This is a genomic window from Streptomyces sp. NBC_00878 (assembly GCF_026341515.1).
GTDB lineage: Bacteria > Actinomycetota > Actinomycetes > Streptomycetales > Streptomycetaceae > Streptomyces.
Window position 1 is genome coordinate 3,313,907 of the sequence record NZ_JAPEOK010000001.1, and the last position, 19,648, is coordinate 3,333,554.

Sequence of the window (19,648 nt, forward strand, 5' to 3'; positions counted from 1 at the left end):
CGCTGCCGGGTGTTGGGTCAAAGTCTAATGGGCGTAGTGAGGGGGGCGGGACGCACCCCGCGAGGCGCGACCCCGCCCCCCTCACCGAGAACACGAGGTTCAGGAGACGCCGAGCTCCTTGGCCTTGGCCTTGAGGTCCTCCAGGCCACCGCACATGAAGAACGCCTGCTCCGGGAAGTGGTCGTACTCGCCGTCGCAGATCGCGTTGAAGGCCGTGATCGACTCCTCCAGCGGAACGTCCGAACCGTCGACGCCGGTGAACTGCTTGGCGGCGTGGGTGTTCTGGGACAGGAAGCGCTCCACGCGACGGGCACGGTGGACGACGAGCTTGTCCTCCTCGCCGAGCTCGTCGATACCGAGGATCGCGATGATGTCCTGGAGGTCCTTGTTCTTCTGCAGGATCGTCTTGACGCGCATGGCGGCGTCGTAGTGGTCCTGCGCGATGTACCGCGGGTCCAGGATGCGGGACGTGGAGTCCAGCGGGTCCACGGCCGGGTAGATGCCCTTCTCGGAGATCGGACGGGAGAGCACCGTCGTCGCGTCGAGGTGGGCGAACGTGGTGGCCGGGGCCGGGTCGGTCAGGTCGTCCGCGGGGACGTAGATCGCCTGCATCGAGGTGATCGAGTGACCACGCGTCGAGGTGATGCGCTCCTGGAGGAGGCCCATCTCGTCGGCGAGGTTCGGCTGGTAACCCACCGCGGACGGCATACGGCCGAGCAGGGTGGACACCTCGGAACCGGCCTGGGTGAAGCGGAAGATGTTGTCGATGAAGAACAGCACGTCCTGCTTCTGCACATCGCGGAAGTACTCCGCCATGGTCAGACCGGCCAGCGCCACGCGCAGACGGGTGCCCGGGGGCTCGTCCATCTGACCGAAGACAAGAGCGGTCTTGTCCAGAACGCCGGACTCTTCCATCTCCGCGATGAGGTCGTTGCCCTCACGGGTGCGCTCACCGACGCCCGCGAAGACGGAGACGCCCTCGTGGAGGTTGGCGACACGCATGATCATTTCCTGGATCAGCACGGTCTTGCCGACACCGGCACCACCGAACAGACCGATCTTGCCGCCCTTGACGTACGGGGTGAGAAGGTCGACGACCTTCAGGCCCGTCTCGAACATCTCGGTCTTCGACTCGAGCTGGTCGAACGCGGGGGCCTTGCGGTGGATGGTCCAGCGCTCGCCCTCGTACTGCTCGTCGGTGTTCAGCACCTCACCGAGGGTGTTGAACACCTTGCCCTTGGTGAAGTCGCCGACCGGGACGCTGATGCCCGAGCCGGTGTTGGTCACCGGGGCCTGGCGGACCAGACCGTCGGTGGGCTGCATCGAGATGGTGCGGACCAGGCCGTCACCCAGGTGCTGGGCGACCTCCAGGGTCAGGATCTTCTTCTCGCCGGCGTTGGCCGGGTCGGCCACCTCGACGTGAAGGGCGTTGTAGATCTCCGGCATGGCGTCGACGGGGAATTCCACGTCGACGACCGGGCCGATGACCCGGGCGACGCGGCCCGTGGCAACGGCCGTCTCAACTGTCGTCGTCATTACCTGTCACTCCCCGCGGTCGCGTCGGACAGGGCTGCGGAGCCACCGACGATCTCGCTGATTTCCTGGGTGATTTCGGCCTGGCGGGCCGCGTTGGCAAGTCGGGAGAGTGAAGTGATCAGGTCTCCCGCGTTGTCGGTGGCCGACTTCATCGCGCGGCGCGTGGCGGCGTGCTTGGAGGCAGCCGACTGGAGCAGCGCGTTGTAGATCCGGCTTTCGACGTACCGCGGCAGGAGGGCGTCGAGGACGTCCTCCGCCGACGGCTCGAAGTCGTACAGCGGAAGGATCTCGTCCTTGGTGGACGACTCCTCCGCAACCTCTTCGAGGCTCAGGGGCAGCAGGCGGCTGTCGACCGCCGTCTGCGTCATCATCGAGACGAACTCGGTGTAGACGATGTGGAGTTCGTCCACGCCGCCGTCCGCCGTCTCCTTCTCGATGGCCTCGATCAGCGGCACGGCGACCTTCTTCGCGTCCGCGTACGAGGGCTCGTCGGTGAATCCCGACCACGACTCCGAGACGACACGCTCACGGAAGTTGTAGTGGGCCAGACCGCGGCGGCCGACGATGTACGTGTCGACCTCCTTGCCCTCGGCCTCCAGGCGCGCCGTCAGCTGCTCGGCGGCCTTGATCGCGTTGGAGTTGAAGGCGCCGGCCAGGCCGCGGTCGCTCGTGAGGAGCAGTACCGCGGCACGGGTCGCCGTCTCGGCCTCGGTGGTCAGCGGGTGCTGCGTGTTCGAGCCCGTGCCGACCGCCGTGACCGCGCGGGTGAGCTCGGTCGCGTACGGCGCGGAGGCCGCCACCTTGCGCTGCGCCTTGACGACGCGCGAGGCGGCGATCATCTCCATCGCCTTGGTGATCTTCTTGGTCGCGGTGACGGTTTTGATGCGACGCTTGTAGACCCGGAGCTGGGCTCCCATGAGTCAGGTCCCTTCCGTCGTCACTTGCCGGCGGCGGCAGGGGCGTCCTCGCCGAGCAGCTTGCCGTCCGACGTCTCGAACTGCTTCTTGAAGTCCGCGATCGCGTCGGCGATGGCCGTCAGGGTGTCGTCCGACATCTTGCCGCCCTCCTTGATGGAGGTCATGAGGCCCTGCTCCTTGCGGTGCAGGTACTCAAGGAGCTCCTTCTCGAAGCGGCGGACGTCGGCCACGGGCACCTCGTCCATCCGGCCGGTGGTGCCGGCCCAGATGGAGACGACCTGGTCCTCGGTGGCCATCGGCTGGTACTGAGCCTGCTTGAGCAGCTCGACCATCCGCTGACCGCGGTCCAGCTGCGACTTCGACGCGGCGTCCAGGTCGGAACCGAAGGCGGCGAACGCCTCCAGCTCACGGAACTGGGCGAGGTCGACGCGCAGTCGGCCGGACACCTGGCGCATCGCCTTGTGCTGTGCGGAACCACCGACTCGGGAGACGGAGATACCGACGTTCAGCGCGGGGCGCTGACCGGCGTTGAACAGGTCCGACTCCAGGAAGCACTGGCCGTCGGTGATGGAGATGACGTTGGTCGGAATGAACGCGGACACGTCATTCGCCTTGGTCTCGACGATCGGCAGACCGGTCATCGAGCCCGCGCCCATCTCGTCGGAGAGCTTCGCGCAGCGCTCCAGCAGACGGGAGTGCAGGTAGAAGACGTCACCGGGGTACGCCTCGCGCCCCGGCGGGCGGCGGAGCAGCAGGGACACCGCGCGGTAGGCGTCGGCCTGCTTCGAGAGGTCGTCGAAGATGATGAGGACGTGCTTGCCCTCGTACATCCACTGCTGGCCGATGGCCGAACCGGTGTACGGCGCAAGGTACTTGAAGCCGGCCGGGTCGGACGCCGGGGCGGCGACGATGGTCGTGTACTCCAGCGCGCCGGCCTCTTCGAGGGCGCCACGCACGGAGGCGATGGTCGAGCCCTTCTGACCGATGGCGACGTACACGCAGCGGACCTGCTTGTTCGGGTCGCCGGTGCGCCAGTTGTCGCGCTGGTTGATGATCGTGTCGACAGCCAGGGCGGTCTTGCCGGTCTGGCGGTCACCGATGATCAGCTGGCGCTGGCCACGGCCGATCGGGGTCATCGCGTCGACGGCCTTGTAGCCGGTCTCCATCGGCTCGTGCACCGACTTACGGGCCATGACGCCCGGGGCCTGCAGTTCGAGGGCGCGGCGTCCGGACGTCTCGATCTCGCCGAGTCCGTCGATCGGGGTGCCGAGCGGGTCGACCACGCGGCCGAGGTAGCCCTCGCCGACGGCCACGGACAGGACCTCGCCGGTACGCGTGACCGGCTGCCCCTCCTCGATGCCGCTGAACTCACCGAGGACGATGGCGCCGATCTCGCGCTCTTCCAGGTTGAGCGCGAGGCCGAGGGTGCCGTCCTCGAACTTCAGCAGTTCGCTGGCCATGGCCGAGGGCAGGCCCTCGACCTTCGCGATGCCGTCGCCGGCAAGGGTGACCGTACCGACCTCCTCGCGCGAGGCCGCGTCCGGCTTGTACGACTGGACAAAGTTCTCCAGCGCATCCCGGATCTCCTCCGGCCGGATCGTGAGCTCCGCCATCTGGGTTCCCTGCTCTCCTTGTTGGGCCCGAAGTTTTCTTGGGGGTCTGGGGTCAGCCCCCAGGAATCCTCTGCACGGCCCAACCAGGGCCGTAGTTCTGCGTATGACTGCTTGCTGCGTATTTACGTGTATGTACGTGTATTGAGTTGCTGCCGCTAGCTCGCCATGCGGCGGCCGACGTCCTCCAGCCGGTCCGCGATGGAGCCGTTGATGACCTCGTCGCCGACCTGCACCCGGATCCCGCCGAGGACCTCGGGGTCCACGTCGAGATTGAGGTGCATCTGGCGGCCGTAGAGCTTCGCGAGGGCGGCACCCAGGCGCTGCTTCTGCGTATCGCTCAGCGGAACCGCCGAGGTGACGACGGCGACCATGCGGTTGCGGCGCTCGGCGGCGAGCTTGGACAGGGACTCGAGTCCCGACTCCAGGCTACGTCCCCGGGGCGCCGTCACAAGGCGCGCGACCAGACGCTCGGTCGTCGCGTTGGCCCGGCCGCCGAGCAGGCTGCGCAGCAGCTCGCTCTTGGCCGCGGTGGTGGCGGCGCGGTCGGTCAGCGCGGCCCGCAGTTCGGTGTTCGACGAGACGATCCGGCCGAACCGGAACAGCTCGTCCTCGACCTCGTCGAGCTTGCCCGACTGCTGCGCGGCCGTGAGGTCGGCGGTGTCGGCCAGTTCCTCGACGGAGTCGACCAGATCGCGCGACCGCGACCAGCGGGAGCGCACCAGACCGGCCACCAGATCAGCGGTCGTGCCGCTGACCTGGCCGCCGAACAGACGCCCGGCCAGTTCGGCCTTCGCCTCTCCGGCCTGCGCCGGGTCGGTGAGGACCCGACGCAGTGACACCTCGCGGTCGAGCAGCGCGGTGACAGCGGCCAGCTCACCGGCGAGCGACCCCGCGTCGACGGACGTGTTGTCCGTCAGCGCGTCGAGACGCTCACGTGCGGCGGCCAGGGCCTCGCGGCTCGCTCCGTTCATCGCGACGCCTCGGCCTTCGCAGCGGACTCGTCGAGGCCGTCGAGGAACCGGTCGATCGTGCGGCTCTGCCGGGCGTGGTCCTCAAGGGACTCGCCGACGAGCTTGCCGGCCAGTTCGGTGGCCAGCTGGCCCACGTCCTGGCGCAGCGCGGACGCGGCGGCCTTGCGGTCGGCCGCGAGCTGCGAGTGACCGGCGGCGATGATCTCCTCACGCTGCCGCTGGCCTTCCGCGCGCATCTCGGCGATGAGCGTGGCGCCCTGCTCCTGCGCCTCCTGGCGCAGACGCGCGGCCTCGTGGCGGGCCTCGGCGAGCTGAGCCTTGTACTGCTCGAGCACGCTCTGGGCTTCGGTCTGAGCGGCCTCGGCCTTCTCGATACCGCCCTCGATGGCCTCGCGGCGCTGCTCCAGAACCTTGTTGATGTTCGGAAGAAGCTTCTTGGCGAGGAAGCCGAAGACGATGACGAAGGCGATCAGGCCGATGACCAGCTCGGGAATCGGCGGAACGAGGGGATTCTCCATCTCCTCGGCCGCGACAATGAGCAGCTGGCTCATATCAGTGCCTTTCGTCTAGTGGGCTGTCGTGAATCCGACGACTACTTGCCGTAGACGAACGGCATGACCAGGCCAATGAGGGCGAGCGCCTCACAGAAGGCGAAGCCGAGAATCTGGTTGGCACGGATCAGGCCGGCAGCCTCGGGCTGACGGGCAAGGGCCTGGGTGCCGTTACCGAAGATGATGCCGACGCCGACGCCGGGGCCGATCGCGGCAAGGCCGTAGCCGATGGAGCCGAGGGAGCCGGAGACAGCGGCGAGGGTCTCAGTGGCAGCCATGCTGATTCTTCCTTCTCTGTACGGACCGGCGGGGGTTGACCACCGGACGTTTAGGGGTTTTACAGGGGGTGGCTCAGTGGTGCTCGGCGAGCGCGCCCTGGATGAAAGTGCAGGTCAGAAGCACGAATACATATGCCTGCAGGGCCTGGATGAACAGCTCGAAGGCCGTCATGACGATCACCATGACGAACGAGACACTCGCGTAGGCGATCCCGAGGCCGTTGAGCAGGTACCAGCTGGCGATCGTGAACAGCAGCAGCAGGGTGTGACCCGCGAACATGTTCGCGAAGAGCCGCACCGCGTGCGTGAACGGCCGCACGATCAGGTTCGAGAGGAGCTCGATGAACATCGCCAGGGGGAGAACCGGGCCCAGCGACTTGTCGTATCCGGTGAAGTTCTTGAACGCCCCGACGAATCCGTGCCGCTTGAAAGTCAGCGAGACCCAGGTGACGTAGACGATCGCCGCGAGGACCGCGGGGTACGCGATGATCGAGGTGACCGGGAACTGCGCGAGCGGAACGATCGACCAGAGGTTCATCATCCAGATGAAGAAGAACAGCGAGACGACCAGAGGGACGTACTTCTCGCCTTCCTTCCTGCCGATGGTCTCGTAGACGACACCGCGGCGAATGAAGTCGTAACCCGACTCGGCGACCATCTGCAGCTTGCCCGGGACGACCTTCGGCTTGCGGAAGGCGGCCCAGAAGAAGCCGACGACGATGACCGAGCCGAGCAGCGCCAGGAGCATCGTCTTGTTGAAATAGACGCTGCTGTCCGCATCGCCCACGAGGGGCTCGAACAGGAACGAGTGCAGGCCGGGAGCCGGGAATCCACAGCCGTCAAAGATGTGGCAGTCGGTCTCAAAGGCGAGCACCTGCGTCGGGTCAGCACTCACCGCGGGCTCCTTCAGCGTGGCGCATGGGTACGGCAACCTCGTTGTGTCGGCGCGGCGAACAGCCGCGGTTCGGCACTGGACTGGTGTTACTGATGTGGGGGCGGCTAGAGGGCATCGAGCCTCGCGCTAGGGCAGGCGTCAGCTCAGATGCCCGCGCCCGCGATGCCGCAGTTGGCACCGGACGATAGCAGGATCTCTTACTCGCACTTATCCCGGCCCTACCCCTCACGACGAGTGCCCCGTCTTTTCAGGCTTGTCGCCCTTCGAGGAGTCGGGTTCGACATAGAGGATCTTTGCCTTCATGTGGGCACGCGCCTGGGCGCCGATCCACGCGAGCGTGGTGGCGACCAGCGTGATCGCGAACGCCTTGGGGTTGAACAACGTCGTGTTCTTGAAGGCGGCGACGAAGATGAACAGCAGAAGAATCTGTGCCGTGTAGAGCATCAGACCCATCGCCTGGAAAAGGTGCGGAAGCGATTTGGCGGTGCGCTGCAGAACGTACAACCCGATACCCATGAAGAGGATCACGACCAGCGTCGCAGCGACCGCCCCGATCGCCCCCTTGCCACCGGCGACCACACCACTGACGACGGCGACGATCGCGCCGACGGCAGCTGTGGGCACAGCGGCCTGGAGAAGGATCCGGACGTCGTTGGACGGCATGGCGGCAACTCCGCTTGTCAGGGGGGTAGGTGTCGTCATGGACGAGCGTAGTCCCGGACAGAGAGAGAACCTCACCGCCAATGGACCGTCGCACTGCGGTCCTTCGGCTCTGTCCTGGGTTCTCGTGAACCGTATCACAAACTATTTGATGAGGTCTTTACCTGGTTGGTGTGCTCGGCGTCACACATGAGAGTGAACCTGCACGTCTGTGCACTCAGGAGACCAACTTGTCTGGTATTGGGGCAGTTTAAGGATGTCGTCGTCGTGGCGGCTCTTGCGAGATTCTTACCTCGCGTCAGCGCGACGTTCCGGCCTTGCGCTCTTCCAGGAGACGCGAACGGGGCCCAACAGCCGTCGCCCCGTTGACTCCTGAGACACCGACGACCACCGGAGTGCGGCGTTCCTCACGCTCACCGTCGACGCCTCCGTCGACGCCTCCGTCGACGCCTTGGTCAGCTCCGGCGAGGGTCCCCGCGGGCACCTCGTGCGGTCCGTCACCGTTGGCGTACGCGAGCGACACCGCCGGCTCCGCCGACACCAGGGCCCTGCGGCGGCGGTAGCGCGGCGGCACGAAGCTCTCGGCCCAGCGCGGGGCCCGCGGTGTGAAGCGCGGCAGCAGGAGCAGGACCAGGCCCACCGCGCTGAGCGCCATGATGCCGAGCACGATCCACATGGCCCCGGAGTTCACCGAGTAGGCCAGGGCTCCGAAGGCGATCAGCGCCGACCAGAAGTACATGATGAGCACGGCCCTGCTGTGCGAGTGCCCGATCTCCAGCAGCCGGTGGTGCAGGTGGCCTCGGTCGGCGGCGAACGGGGACTGGCCGCGCCAGGTGCGCCGCACGATGGCGAGCACCAGGTCGGCCGCCGGGACGGCGATGATCGTCAGCGGCAGCAGCAGGGGGATGTAGACCGGCACCGTCTGGTGCACGGCCTCCTTCTCGGACCCGGCGAAGAGGTTCATCGCGTCCGGGTCGACCTGCCCGGTGATGGAGATGGCACCGGCCGCCAGCACCAGGCCGATGAGCATCGAGCCCGAGTCGCCCATGAAGATCCGCGCGGGGTGCATGTTGTGCGGCAGGAAGCCGAGGCACATGCCCATGAGGAGCGCGGAGAAGAGGGTGGCCGGGGCGGCGGACTCAAGCCCGTAGCCGTACCAGATGCGGTAGCCGTACATGAAGAACGCGGCGGACGCGATGCACACCATGCCGGCGGCGAGGCCGTCGAGGCCGTCGGCGAAGTTCACGGCGTTGATGGTGATCACGACGAGCGCGACGGTCAGCAGCGTGCCCTGCCACTGGGTGAGCGAGACCGAGCCGACGCCGGGGATCGGCAGCCACAGGATCGTCAGACCCTGCATGACCATGACGCCCGCGGCGATCATCTGGCCGCCGAGCTTGATGAGGGCGTCGATCTCGAACTTGTCGTCCAGGACGCCGATCAACCAGATCAGGGCGGCGCCGGAGAGCAGGGCCCGCGGCTCGTTGGAGTTCTCGAAGACCTCACTGAGGTTCGTCAGATGGTCCGCGACCAGCAGGCCGGCGCAGAGTCCGAAGAACATCGCGATGCCGCCCAGTCGCGGTGTGGGTTCCCGGTGCACGTCGCGTGCCCGGATCTCCGGCATCGCTCCGGCCACGATCGCGAACTTCCGCACCGGCCCGGTCAGCAGGTACGTCACCGCGGCCGTGATGCAGAGCGTCAGGAGGTATTCACGCACAGGCTTCCCCACAGGTCTCGCTGGCCATCTCAGCCCCACACCCTAGCTTCGTGCGCATACGGTTGGGGACTTCCGGGTAGAGCCGATGGTTGCACGAGTGGCTGTGCACACGTGGTCGGCTACCCCTCATGAGCCGGGATAGGGCGGAAATCTTCCGGTCAGATCCCGCACTTCTTCACGTACGTGACGTCCGGCGGACTCGTCCCGCACGGCCGTCGCGAACAGCGTCGCTATGCGTGCCGTCTCGGCCTCGCCCATGCCCTGGGTGGTGACGGCGGCCGTGCCCAGGCGCAGTCCTCGCACGTCGGGGTGGGGAAGGGCACAGGTGTCGAGGACCACTCCGGCGGCGGCGAGGCGGCTGCGAGCGGTGCGGCCGTCCACGCCGAGCGGGGCCGGGTCGACGGTGAGCAGGTGGGTGTCGGTACCGCCGGTGGTGACCGCGAACCCCTCGGCGGCCAGGCCCCGCGCCAGCACCCGCGCGTTCGCGACCACCTGATGGGCGTACGCGGTGAACGCCGGTGTCGCCGCCTCGCCGAACGCGACGGCCTTGGCGGCGATGGTGTGCATCTGCGCGCCGCCCTGCGTGAACGGGAACACCGCCCGGTCCACCCGCTCGGCCAGTTCGCTCCCGCACAGCAGCATGCCACCGCGCGGGCCGCGCAGCACCTTGTGCGTGGTCGCGCACACGACATCGGCGTACGGGACCGGGCTGGGCGCCGCTCCCCCGGCGACGAGACCGATGGGGTGGGCGGCGTCGGCGATGAGGTACGCGCCGACCTCGTCCGCGATCTCGCGGAAGACGGCGTAGTCGATGTGCCGGGGGTACGAGATCGACCCGCACACGATGGCCTTCGGCCGGTGCGTCCGGGCCAGCGAGCGCACCTGCTCGTGGTCGATGAGCCCGCTCTCGGGGTCGACGCCGTACCCGACGAAGTCGAACCACCGGCCGGAGAAGTTCGCGGGCGACCCGTGCGTGAGGTGGCCGCCGTGCGGCAGGCCCATCGCGAGGACGGTGTCTCCCGGGCGCAGCAGGGCGGCGTACGCGGCCAGCACGGCCGAACTCCCTGAGTGGGACTGCACGTTGGCGTGTTCGGCGCCGAACAGGGCCTTGGCACGCTCCACGGCGATGCGCTCGGCGACGTCGACGATCTCGCAGCCGCCGTGGTGCCGGGCACCGGGGTATCCCTCGGCGTACTTGTTCGCGAGCGGCGAGCCGAGCGCCGTCAGCACGGCGGGCGAGGTGAAGTTCTCGGCGGCGATGAGCTGCAGCGTCGTCGACTGCCGCGTCAGCTCCCCGCGCAGGATCTCGGCCAGCTCCGGATCCTGCCGGCCGAGCACGTCGACCGACAGCGGACCTTCAAGCGTGTGTGCGACCGGCATGGCGGACTCCGGACCTCGGCAGGGGAACGCTAAGTCCAATGTAGAACCGTGGCCCCTGCCGCGCCCGGTGTTACGTCCGAGCGGGCACACCCGTCAGGGCGGTCACCACCGGATCCAGCGCCTGCTGGATCTCGTCCCCCACCGATCTGAAGAACGGCAGCGGGGCCCCGTACGGGTCGTACACCTCGTCCGCCTCCGCCGTCGGGGCCAGAAGCCACCCGCGTAGAGCCGCCGCGGCGCGGACCAGGGCCCGTGCGCGTTCGACCATGCCGTCCTCCAGGGGAGGCAGGGTCGCGGGGTCTATCGCGCGGACCAGGCGGGTGAACTCCTTCAGGGTGAAGGTGCGCAGGCCCGCCGAGTGGCCCATGGAGATGACTTGGGCGCGGTGGTCGCGGGTGGCCGTGAGGACGAGGTCCGCCCGGATGACGTGCTCGTCCAGCAGTTCGCGGCCCACGAAGTCGGAGGGGTCCGCGCCGAAGTCCGCGAGGACCGCCTCCGCGTTGGCCTCCATGGGTGCGCCCTCGTGGCCCCAGGTGCCGGCGCTCTCCACGATCAGGCCGCCCCACAGGGGGTCGCCGAGCCGGTCCGCCAGGGCATGACGGGTCAGCCGCTCGGTGATCGGCGAGCGGCACACGTTGCCGGTGCTGACGTGGAGGATGCGAAAAGCGGAGTCCCCCGAGGCCCCGTCGCCGTAAGCCCCCGTGTACCCCGTCCCCGTACCTATGCCACGCCCCGCGTCAGGGGCTGTCAATTCGCCACCTCGAGGTCGGGGACGACCTTTCGCAGCTCCTCCGCGGACAGGGCTCCCGCCCGCAGGAGCACCGGCACCTTGCCCGTGACGTCGACGATCGACGACGGGACGTTGCCGGGGGTCGGGCCGCCGTCCAGGTACACGGAGACGGAGTCGCCGAGCATCTCCTGCGCGGCGTCGCAGTCCTCGGGGGCCGGGTGCCCGGTCAGGTTCGCGGAGGAGACGGCCATCGGACCGACCTCGGTCAGCAGCTCGATGGCGACGGGGTGCAGCGGCATACGTACGGCGACCGTGCCACGCGTGTCCCCCAGGTCCCACTGGAGGGACGGCTGGTGTTTGGCGACGAGCGTGAGCGCGCCCGGCCAGAACGCGTCGACGAGCTCCCACGCCATCTCGGAGAAGTCGGTGACCAGGCCGTGCAGCGTGTTCGGGGAGCCGATGAGGACGGGCGTGGGCATGTTCCGGCCGCGGCCCTTGGCCTCCAGCAGGTCGGTCACGGCCTCCGAGCTGAACGCGTCGGCGCCGATCCCGTACACGGTGTCGGTCGGCAGCACCACGAGCTCGCCGCGGCGGACGGCGGACGCGGCTTCGCGCAGACCGGTCGAGCGGTCGGTCGCGTCGTTGGTGTCGTATCGCCGTGCCATGTCAGCAAGCCTCCTCGAACACGCGGGCCCCGTTGGCCGCGCATTTAACGTTCTCCACGTCGTCCATGCAAGACGGCGCCGCGGTCATGGCGTCGCCCTGCGGGCGGTCGCGAACCGCGGCCGGTTGTTGAGGTCGGGGTGGTCCGCCGCATCGGCCCAGCCCCGCTCCTCGGTGAAGATCCACGGCACCTGCCCGCCCTGCGTGTCGGCGTGCTCGATGACGACGACACCGCCGGGCCGCAGCAGCCGGTGCGCGGTGCGCTCCAGACCGCGGATCAGATCGAGGCCGTCCTCCCCCGAGAACAGGGCGAGTTGGGGATCGTAGTCCCGGGCCTCCGGAGCGACGTACTCCCATTCCGTGAGCGGGATGTACGGCGGGTTGGAGATGACGAGATCGACCTGCCCGTCGAGGTCGCGGAACGCGTCCAGCGCGTTGCCCTGCCGCAGGTCGACCCTGGAGCCCTCGACGTTCTTACGGGTCCACCGCAGGGCGTCCTCGGACAGTTCGACGGCGTGGACGCGCGAGCGCGGCACCTCCTGCGCGAGGGCGAGCGCGATCGCGCCCGAGCCGGTGCACAGGTCGACGATCAGCGGCTCGACGACGTCCATCGCGCGGACGGCGTCTATGGCCCAGCCGACCACGGACTCCGTCTCGGGCCGGGGCACGAACACCCCTGGCCCGACCTGGAGTTCCAGGTAGCGGAAGTAGGCCCGCCCGGTGATGTGCTGGAGCGGCTCGCGGGCCTCGCGGCGCGCGGTCACCTCCCAGTACCGGGCGTCGAAGTCCGCGTCCTTGACGGTGTGCAGGCCGCCCCGCTTCACGCCGTGCACGAAGGCGGCGAGCTCCTCGGCGTCGTTGCGCGGCGAGGGCACGCCGGCGTCGGCCAGCCGCTGGGTGGCCTGGGCCACTTCCGCGAGCAGCAGGTTCACGCGTCCTCCGGGGCTGTGCTGTTGTCCGTCGAGCGGATGTGTTCCGCGCTGTGTACTCGTCGTGCTTGCCGATACTGCCCGTCGGGCCCGTACGTGCCTTACGCCGCGGCGAGCTTGGCGGCCGAGTCGGCGTCCACGCACGCCTGGATCACCGCGTCGAGATCGCCGTCGAGCACCTGGTCCAAGTTGTACGCCTTGAATCCGACGCGGTGGTCCGAGATGCGGTTCTCCGGGAAGTTGTACGTACGGATCTTCTCGGAGCGGTCGACGGTGCGGACCTGGCTGCGGCGGGCGTCCGCGGCCTCCCGCTCCGCCTCCTCCTGCGCCGCGGCGAGCAGCCTGGAGCGCAGGATACGCATCGCCTGCTCCTTGTTCTGCAGCTGGCTCTTCTCGTTCTGGCAGGAGGCGACGACTCCGGTGGGAATGTGCGTGATGCGCACGGCGGAGTCGGTGGTGTTGACGGACTGGCCGCCGGGCCCGGAGGAACGGTAGACGTCGATCCGCAGGTCGTTCGCGTGGATCTCGACGTCGACCTCCTCGGCCTCGGGCGTGACGAGCACACCGGCGGCGGAGGTGTGGATACGGCCCTGCGACTCGGTCGACGGCACCCGCTGCACGCGGTGCACCCCGCCCTCGTACTTCAGCCGCGCCCAGACGCCCTGGCCCGGCTCGGTGGCACCCTGGCCGCCCTTGGTCTTCACGGCGACCTGGACGTCCTTGTAGCCGCCCAGCTCGGACTCGGTGGCGTCGATGATCTCGGTCTTCCACCCGACGCGCTCGGCATAGCGCAGGTACATGCGCAGCAGATCACCCGCGAACAGCGCGGACTCGTCGCCGCCGGCTCCCGCCTTGACTTCGAGGATGACGTCCTTGTCGTCGCTGGGGTCGCGCGGGACGAGGAGCAGCCGGAGCTTCTCCGTCAGTTCCTCGCGCTGCTTCTCCAGCTCCTTGACCTCGGCGGCGAAGTCGGGGTCGTCGGCGACGAACTCCTTCGCCGTCTCGATGTCGTCCCCGGTCTGCTTCCAGGAGCGGTACGTCGCGACGATCGGGGTGAGCTCGGCGTAGCGCTTGTTGAGCTTGCGCGCGTTGGCCTGGTCGGCGTGGACCGACGGGTCAGCGAGCTTCTTCTCCAGATCGGCGTGCTCGCCGATGAGTTCCTCGACCGCCTCGAACATCTCCGGCTCCAATGGACTGCCCCCGGCTCCGTCATGGGCTCGGGGACGTAGGTACGACATGGGGTCCCCCCGGCTCGCACGAAGTCGAGTGCTGGGGGAAGGGCTGGACCGCAAAGCGCCGGTCCCAGCGCCCCCTGGACGGAGGCGCCGGAGACCGGCGCTGTGAGCTCGCTACTTCTTGGCAGCTGCAGCCTTGCCGAAGCGGGCCTCGAAGCGGGCCACACGGCCACCGGTGTCGAGGATCTTCTGCTTGCCCGTGTAGAACGGGTGGCACTCGGAGCAGACCTCGGCGCGGACGGTGCCGCTCGCGATCGTGCTACGGGTGGTGAACGACGCGCCACAGGTGCAGCTGACCTGCGTCTCGACGTACTCGGGGTGGATGTCGCGCTTCAAGGTGTCTCCTAGTTTCGGGAGGGCGCCGGGTCGCTGCCGCGGGCTGCGGAGCGTGAACCGGGGCCGACGTACCAGTCTGCCAGGACTGGTGCCATCCCCCAAAACCGGGGGTTCGCGTGGTGTATTCCCTGCGGGTCGTCCGTGGCGAAAGGCAGGGGCGCAGCCCCGCCTTTCAGGGGCGCGGGGAACTGCGCGACCAGCCCCCACCGGGCCCGCAGACAACCAACTGCCCCCAGCGGAGCTCCTAGCTCACGACGCCCTTCGCGTCACCCGTAGCCGTACCCTCCGTCGCCGACTTCGGGATCGGGCGGTCGTTCTTCAGGGCGTCCCAGACCTGCCGGGCCTTGGTCTTCTGGACGAGGACGCGGTTGCCGTCGGCCGGGTCGTACCGGACCGGCATCGTGACCATGTCCATCTTCGACGAGCTGATGCCCTTGAGCCCGCCGGCGAAGGAGGCGAGCTCGTTGACGGAGGCGAGGTCGGAATCGGTGGTGACGGTCCTGGTCGCCGTGTCGGCGAGGTCGAACAGCTTCTTCGGGCTGGTCAGTACGCCGATGCCCTTGACCTGCTCGACCAGGGCCTTGATGAACGCCTGCTGGAGCTGGATGCGGCCGAGGTCGGAGCCGTCACCGACGCCGTGCCGGGTGCGGACCAGGCCAAGTGCCTGCTTGCCGGTGAGCTGGTGCGTGCCGGCCTCCAGGTCGAGGTGGCTCTCCTTGTCGGTGATGTTCTTGGTCGTGGTGACCTTGACCCCGCCGAGTTCGTCGATGAGCTTCTGGAAGCCGCTGAAGTCGACCTCGACGTAGTGGTCCATGCGGATACCGCTCATCGACTCGACGGTCTTCACGGCACAGGCGGCGCCGCCGGTCGAGTACGCGGAGTTGAACATCACCTGGGACGCGGCGTCGTGCTCGGTGCCCTTGCTGTCGGTGCACTCGGGCCGGTCCACGAGGGTGTCGCGGGGGATGGAGACCACGCTGGCCTTCTTGTGGCCCTCGTAGACGTGCACGATCATCGCGGTGTCCGAGCGGGCACTGCCGTCGTCGGTCCCGCCGCCGAGCTCCTTGTTGCCGCCGGAGCGGGTGTCGGAGCCGAGTACGAGGATGTCCTGCGAGCCGTTGTCGACGTTCAGGGGCCGGTCGGCGCCGAGGGCCTGGTTGATGTCGACGCTCTTGATGTTGTCGTTGAGCCTGAAGTACGTGTAGCCGAGGCCGGCCCCGCCCAGTACGACGACGCCCGCCGCGGCCCAGGCCGTGACGAGGAGCGCCCTGGGGCGCTGGTTCCGCGGCTTGCGGCGGCGGCCCTTGGCGCGACGGCGCGGTGCGCTGCTGCCGGAATCCTCCGGTGTGCCGGGTTCCAGCATGCTCTCGGCAGACATGTGCTCCTCAGTCCTCGTACGTGCGGTTACCCCCTGCGGTCAGGGTCAGGCGTGGTCATCTGCCGTGACGTCCCTTTCGGGACCCGTTTGCCGTGACGTCCCATTCGGGACCCGTTCGGTCAGACGTCGAAACCGAAAGAAGGGTTGCACGACGCACTGCGACCGAGCTGTGGTCCGACACGCACACTGAGTGAGGGGCGAGGTGCGGCCGCACGCCGTTCACCTGGGCTTTCGATGGCGGACGGCTTGCTTCCGCGGACACATGACGATCTTCACATCTGTGGCGAAGGTCTCTTCACTGCCCATTTCCCCGAGGCTCCGGGCAACGCGAAGGGCCGCCCCCGTACGTGACGGGGACGGCCCTTCGCGGTACCGGCTGGGCCGGCTGTGCTGCCGTCAGTCGTTGCCGTTGCCCGGCATCGGCGTCGTCTTCTGGATCTGCAGCAGGAACTCGGCGTTCGACTTCGTCTGCTTCATCTTGTCCAGGAGCAGCTCGATCGCCTGCTGCTGGTCGAGCGCGTGCAGCACGCGACGCAGCTTCCAGGTGATGGCGAGCTCGTCGCTGCCGAGCAGGATCTCTTCCTTACGGGTGCCGGACGCGTCGACGTCCACCGCGGGGAAGATGCGCTTGTCGGCGAGCTTGCGGTCGAGCTTGAGCTCGGCGTTGCCGGTGCCCTTGAACTCCTCGAAGATGACCTCGTCCATGCGCGAGCCGGTGTCGACGAGCGCGGTGGCCAGGATGGTCAGCGAGCCGCCGTCCTCGATGTTGCGCGCGGCACCGAAGAAGCGCTTCGGCGGGTAGAGCGCGGTCGAGTCGACACCACCGGACAGGATGCGGCCGGAGGCCGGGGCGGCGAGGTTGTACGCACGGCCCAGACGCGTGATCGAGTCGAGCAGGACGACGACGTCGTGGCCCAGCTCCACCAGACGCTTGGCGCGCTCGATGGCGAGCTCGGCGACCGTGGTGTGGTCCTCCGCCGGACGGTCGAAGGTCGAGGAGATGACCTCGCCCTTCACCGACCGCTGCATGTCGGTGACCTCTTCCGGACGCTCGTCGACCAGGACGACCATCAGGTGGCACTCGGGGTTGTTGTGCGTGATCGCGTTGGCGATCGCCTGCATGATCATGGTCTTGCCGGTCTTCGGCGGGGCCACGATCAGACCGCGCTGGCCCTTACCGATCGGCGCGACGAGGTCGATGATGCGGGTGGTCAGCACGCCCGGGTCGGTCTCCAGACGGAGCCGGTCCTGCGGGTAGAGGGGCGTCAGCTTGTTGAACTCCGGCCGCCCGCGCCCGGATTCGGCCGCCATGCCGTTCGCCGAGTCGAGGCGGACCAGCGCGTTGAACTTCTCGCGGCGCTCGCCGTCCTTGGGCTGGCGGACGGCGCCGGTGACGTGGTCACCCTTGCGCAGACCGTTCTTGCGGACCTGGGCGAGGGAGACGTACACGTCGTTCGGGCCGGGCAGGTAGCCCGACGTACGAATGAACGCGTAGTTGTCGAGGATGTCCAGGATGCCCGCGACGGGGATCAGGACGTCGTCGTCGGCGACCTGCGGCTCGTTCGGACCGAACTCCTCGCGACCGCGCCGGCCACGACGGTCCCGGTAACGACCGCGGCGGCCGCGGCGGCCACCCTCGAAGTCGTCGTCGTCCTGTGGGCCGTTGTCACGCTGGCGGTCCTGGCGGTCCTGACGACCGCCGCCCTGCTGCTGGCCGCCCTGACGCTCCTGGCGGTCCTGACGCTGCTGGTTGCCGCCGCCCTGTCCGCCCTGTCCGCCCTGCTGCTCGTCGCCCTTGCCACGGCGGTCGCGGTCGCCGCGGCCTCCGCGGTCACGGTCGCCGCGGTCACGGCGGTCGCGGCGGCCCTGACGACCGTCGGCACCGTCACCGGTGTCGCCCTTGGCCTCGCCCTGGGGCAGGGTCTGGACGGCTGTCTCGGACTTCGGCTCGTTCTTCGCCTCGGCGGTGACCGTCTCGGGGCTGCCGGCCTCGGCGGTCGCGCGGCGCCGACGGCGCTCGGCCGGGGCGTCGTCTCCCGCACGCTCGGCCTCGCTCGCCCTGGAGGGGCCCCCATCGGGCTGGCCGGGGATCTCGATCTGCTGCTGGGCCACGGCCTTCTCGGCCTTGGCCTCCGCCTTCTTCTCGGCGGCAGCGGCGTCGTCGCCCGTACGGGCCTTCGAGGTGGCCCGGCGCTTCGGCTTGGTCTCGGTGGCGGTCTCGGCCTTGGCCGGAGCACCCCCTCCCGCCTGCGCCTCCTTGATGACCTCGATCAGCTGGCTCTTGCGCATCCGCGCGGTGCCCCTGATGCCGAGGCCGGATGCGACCTGCTGCAGCTCGGCCAGCACCATGCCCTCGAGGCCGGTACCGCGGCGCCGACGGGAGCCGGCACCGGTGGCAGGCGCGGAGGCGTCCGTGGCGGGCGCGGCAGCGGTCTCCTCGACACGTGCGCCCATCAGATCGGTGGTGTCGCTCACGAAGGGTCCTTCCCTGGAGCGGACGTCGGCCTGTCTGGCTCGGCGACCGGTTGTGCTGTCCGGCAGTGGTCCTTGCTGTGTGGACCGTGCCGGGGCGGTGGTCCGCCAAAAGGCGGAGGGAATTTCTGGGATGGCGATTCCCGGGGCCGTGGCACTGAGGTGCGGTGTCCATCGGCTCGGTCACGCCGGTTCCGGAGCGTGCTCAGCACCGCTCAGCGCGTAGCACCCAATGCATGGCACAAAGCGATTTGGGGGGCTCCCGGAAGAATGGTTGTCCCGGACGGGGACGTGAAGCACCTCGCCATGGTGGGGTCGGGTGCAGACTTGAGGTTAACACTACCGGATCCAACAAACATTCCCCCTCTCGAAATCCGGCGACCGTGTGTCACGGAGCAAGCGGCAGCACGCTCGCTCCCGTGGCGTCGAGGCCCAGCCGGTTGGCCGCCCAGCCCTCGCCCGCCAGTCGTGCGACCTTGTCGGCCGCGGTGTCGGCGACGAGCGCGAGCACGGTGGGCCCGGCGCCGGAGATCACCGCGGGAATTCCGTCGGCCCGCAGCCGCTCCACCAGCGCCGCGCTCTCCGGCATGGCCGGGGCGCGGTATTCCTGGTGCAGTCGGTCCTCGGTGGCGGGCAGCAGCAGCTCGGGGCGCCTGGTCAGGGCCTCGACGAGCAGTGCGGCGCGGCCCGCGTTGGCGGCGGCGTCGACGTGCGGAACTGAGCGCGGGAGGAGTCCTCGGGCGGTCTCCGTCAGAACCGGTTTCGCCGGTACGAAAACCACCGGAACGATGGAATCGGCGGGTTCCATCCTGATGGCGCGCGCGGATCCGCCCTCCATCCAGGACAGCGTGAAACCGCCGAGCAGACACGCCGCGACGTTGTCGGGGTGGCCCTCGATCTCGGTGGCGAGCTCCAGGAGCGCCTCGTCGTCGAGCTTGCTGTCGCCGCCTATGGTCACAGCGCGTGCGGCGACGATGCCCGCGCAGATGGCGGCGGACGAGGAGCCGAGGCCCCGGCCGTGCGGGATGCGGTTGGCGCAGACGATCTCCAGGCCGCGCGGCTGTCCGCCGAGCAGGTCGAAGGCGGTGCGCAGGGAGCGTACGAGCAGGTGGTTCTCGTCGCGCGGGAGTGTCTCGTTGCCCTCACCCGCGATGTCGATGTTCAGGCCGGAGTCGGCCACCCGGACGACGACGTCGTCGTACAGACCCAGTGACAGGCCCAGGGCGTCGAAGCCCGGACCGAGGTTGGCACTGGTGGCGGGGACGCGCACCCGGACGGCGGCGGCGCGGAACGCTGGACCGGCCATCGCTCGATGACTCTCCTTGAGCTTGAGCTGCGAGATTGTCGAAATCCTGCGAGACATACGAAACAAGCGGAAGACCCGGAG

The 19,648-nt window shown here is 68.7% G+C and carries 18 protein-coding genes; all 18 read right to left on the bottom strand.

Annotated elements, in window-relative coordinates:
* Nucleotides 1-99 precede the first annotated feature (99 nt).
* The gene (gene atpD, locus OHA11_RS13595) at nt 100-1,536 is read right to left on the bottom strand and encodes a F0F1 ATP synthase subunit beta (RefSeq protein WP_266495846.1); all 1,437 of its coding nucleotides are present in this window, start codon (nt 1,534-1,536) and stop codon (nt 100-102) included.
* Nucleotides 1,536-2,453, bottom strand: a complete 918-nt coding sequence (locus OHA11_RS13600; RefSeq protein WP_266495849.1) for a F0F1 ATP synthase subunit gamma — start codon at nt 2,451-2,453, stop codon at nt 1,536-1,538. Before OHA11_RS13600 ends, atpD begins: the two co-directional genes overlap by 1 nt.
* 20 nt (nt 2,454-2,473) lie before the next feature.
* Nucleotides 2,474-4,066: a F0F1 ATP synthase subunit alpha gene (gene atpA / locus OHA11_RS13605; protein WP_266495851.1), complete on the bottom strand. Its 1,593-nt coding sequence runs from the start codon at nt 4,064-4,066 to the stop codon at nt 2,474-2,476.
* Between the two features lie 155 nt (nt 4,067-4,221).
* Complete coding sequence (locus OHA11_RS13610; RefSeq protein ID WP_266495852.1) at nt 4,222-5,037, bottom strand: F0F1 ATP synthase subunit delta; 816 nt, start codon at nt 5,035-5,037, stop codon at nt 4,222-4,224.
* Nucleotides 5,034-5,588 carry a F0F1 ATP synthase subunit B gene (locus OHA11_RS13615; RefSeq protein WP_266495855.1) on the bottom strand — a complete coding sequence of 185 codons (555 nt, stop codon included), beginning with the start codon at nt 5,586-5,588 and terminating at the stop codon, nt 5,034-5,036. Before OHA11_RS13615 ends, OHA11_RS13610 begins: the two co-directional genes overlap by 4 nt.
* 41 nt (nt 5,589-5,629) lie before the next feature.
* Nucleotides 5,630-5,866, bottom strand: coding sequence for an ATP synthase subunit C (locus tag OHA11_RS13620; RefSeq protein WP_019060721.1), 237 nt, complete (start codon nt 5,864-5,866; stop codon nt 5,630-5,632).
* Nucleotides 5,867-5,939: 73 nt separating this feature from the next.
* Nucleotides 5,940-6,761 carry a F0F1 ATP synthase subunit A gene (atpB, locus tag OHA11_RS13625; RefSeq protein WP_266495857.1) on the bottom strand — a complete coding sequence of 274 codons (822 nt, stop codon included), beginning with the start codon at nt 6,759-6,761 and terminating at the stop codon, nt 5,940-5,942.
* 225 nt (nt 6,762-6,986) lie between these two features.
* Nucleotides 6,987-7,424 carry a hypothetical protein gene (locus tag OHA11_RS13630; RefSeq protein WP_266495859.1) on the bottom strand — a complete coding sequence of 146 codons (438 nt, stop codon included), beginning with the start codon at nt 7,422-7,424 and terminating at the stop codon, nt 6,987-6,989.
* Nucleotides 7,425-7,719: 295 nt separating this feature from the next.
* Nucleotides 7,720-9,138, bottom strand: a complete 1,419-nt coding sequence (locus OHA11_RS13635) for an MraY family glycosyltransferase (RefSeq protein WP_266495862.1) — start codon at nt 9,136-9,138, stop codon at nt 7,720-7,722.
* Nucleotides 9,139-9,264: 126 nt separating this feature from the next.
* A complete protein-coding gene (gene glyA, locus OHA11_RS13640) occupies nt 9,265-10,518 on the bottom strand; it encodes a serine hydroxymethyltransferase (protein ID WP_266495864.1) in 1,254 nt (417 codons plus the stop codon).
* A 70-nt stretch (nt 10,519-10,588) separates the two neighbouring features.
* Complete coding sequence (locus OHA11_RS13645; RefSeq protein ID WP_266507139.1) at nt 10,589-11,242, bottom strand: protein-tyrosine-phosphatase; 654 nt, start codon at nt 11,240-11,242, stop codon at nt 10,589-10,591.
* Nucleotides 11,243-11,265: 23 nt separating this feature from the next.
* Nucleotides 11,266-11,913, bottom strand: coding sequence for an L-threonylcarbamoyladenylate synthase (locus OHA11_RS13650; RefSeq protein ID WP_055614410.1), 648 nt, complete (start codon nt 11,911-11,913; stop codon nt 11,266-11,268).
* Between the two features lie 84 nt (nt 11,914-11,997).
* The gene (gene prmC, locus OHA11_RS13655) at nt 11,998-12,843 is read right to left on the bottom strand and encodes a peptide chain release factor N(5)-glutamine methyltransferase (RefSeq protein ID WP_266495867.1); all 846 of its coding nucleotides are present in this window, start codon (nt 12,841-12,843) and stop codon (nt 11,998-12,000) included.
* A gap of 98 nt (nt 12,844-12,941) precedes the next feature.
* Nucleotides 12,942-14,018, bottom strand: a complete 1,077-nt coding sequence (gene prfA / locus OHA11_RS13660; RefSeq protein WP_266495870.1) for a peptide chain release factor 1 — start codon at nt 14,016-14,018, stop codon at nt 12,942-12,944.
* A gap of 171 nt (nt 14,019-14,189) precedes the next feature.
* Nucleotides 14,190-14,411 (bottom strand): 50S ribosomal protein L31, encoded by a 222-nt coding sequence (gene rpmE / locus OHA11_RS13665; RefSeq protein WP_266495873.1) that lies wholly within the window; start codon nt 14,409-14,411, stop codon nt 14,190-14,192.
* A 244-nt stretch (nt 14,412-14,655) separates the two neighbouring features.
* Nucleotides 14,656-15,789: an LCP family protein gene (locus OHA11_RS13670; protein WP_266495875.1), complete on the bottom strand. Its 1,134-nt coding sequence runs from the start codon at nt 15,787-15,789 to the stop codon at nt 14,656-14,658.
* Between the two features lie 396 nt (nt 15,790-16,185).
* Nucleotides 16,186-18,264 carry a transcription termination factor Rho gene (rho, locus tag OHA11_RS13675; RefSeq protein WP_266495877.1) on the bottom strand — a complete coding sequence of 693 codons (2,079 nt, stop codon included), beginning with the start codon at nt 18,262-18,264 and terminating at the stop codon, nt 16,186-16,188.
* A 385-nt stretch (nt 18,265-18,649) separates the two neighbouring features.
* Entirely contained in the window at nt 18,650-19,567 is a 918-nt protein-coding gene (gene thrB / locus OHA11_RS13680; protein ID WP_266495880.1) for a homoserine kinase, read from the bottom strand.
* Nucleotides 19,568-19,648: the final 81 nt, after the last annotated feature.

What these genes read in the sequence shown, in the direction of transcription:
- atpD (WP_266495846.1), bottom strand. Translation starts at nt 1,536, where the DNA reads ATGACGACGACAGTTGAGACGGCCGTTGCCACGGGCCGCGTCGCCCGG.
- OHA11_RS13600 (WP_266495849.1), bottom strand. Translation starts at nt 2,453, where the DNA reads ATGGGAGCCCAGCTCCGGGTCTACAAGCGTCGCATCAAAACCGTCACC.
- atpA (WP_266495851.1), bottom strand. Translation starts at nt 4,066, where the DNA reads ATGGCGGAGCTCACGATCCGGCCGGAGGAGATCCGGGATGCGCTGGAG.
- OHA11_RS13610 (WP_266495852.1), bottom strand. Translation starts at nt 5,037, where the DNA reads ATGAACGGAGCGAGCCGCGAGGCCCTGGCCGCCGCACGTGAGCGTCTC.
- OHA11_RS13615 (WP_266495855.1), bottom strand. Translation starts at nt 5,588, where the DNA reads ATGAGCCAGCTGCTCATTGTCGCGGCCGAGGAGATGGAGAATCCCCTC.
- OHA11_RS13620 (WP_019060721.1), bottom strand. Translation starts at nt 5,866, where the DNA reads ATGGCTGCCACTGAGACCCTCGCCGCTGTCTCCGGCTCCCTCGGCTCC.
- OHA11_RS13630 (WP_266495859.1), bottom strand. Translation starts at nt 7,424, where the DNA reads ATGCCGTCCAACGACGTCCGGATCCTTCTCCAGGCCGCTGTGCCCACA.
- glyA (WP_266495864.1), bottom strand. Translation starts at nt 10,518, where the DNA reads ATGCCGGTCGCACACACGCTTGAAGGTCCGCTGTCGGTCGACGTGCTC.
- OHA11_RS13650 (WP_055614410.1), bottom strand. Translation starts at nt 11,913, where the DNA reads ATGGCACGGCGATACGACACCAACGACGCGACCGACCGCTCGACCGGT.
- prfA (WP_266495870.1), bottom strand. Translation starts at nt 14,018, where the DNA reads ATGTTCGAGGCGGTCGAGGAACTCATCGGCGAGCACGCCGATCTGGAG.
- OHA11_RS13670 (WP_266495875.1), bottom strand. Translation starts at nt 15,789, where the DNA reads ATGTCTGCCGAGAGCATGCTGGAACCCGGCACACCGGAGGATTCCGGC.
- thrB (WP_266495880.1), bottom strand. Translation starts at nt 19,567, where the DNA reads ATGGCCGGTCCAGCGTTCCGCGCCGCCGCCGTCCGGGTGCGCGTCCCC.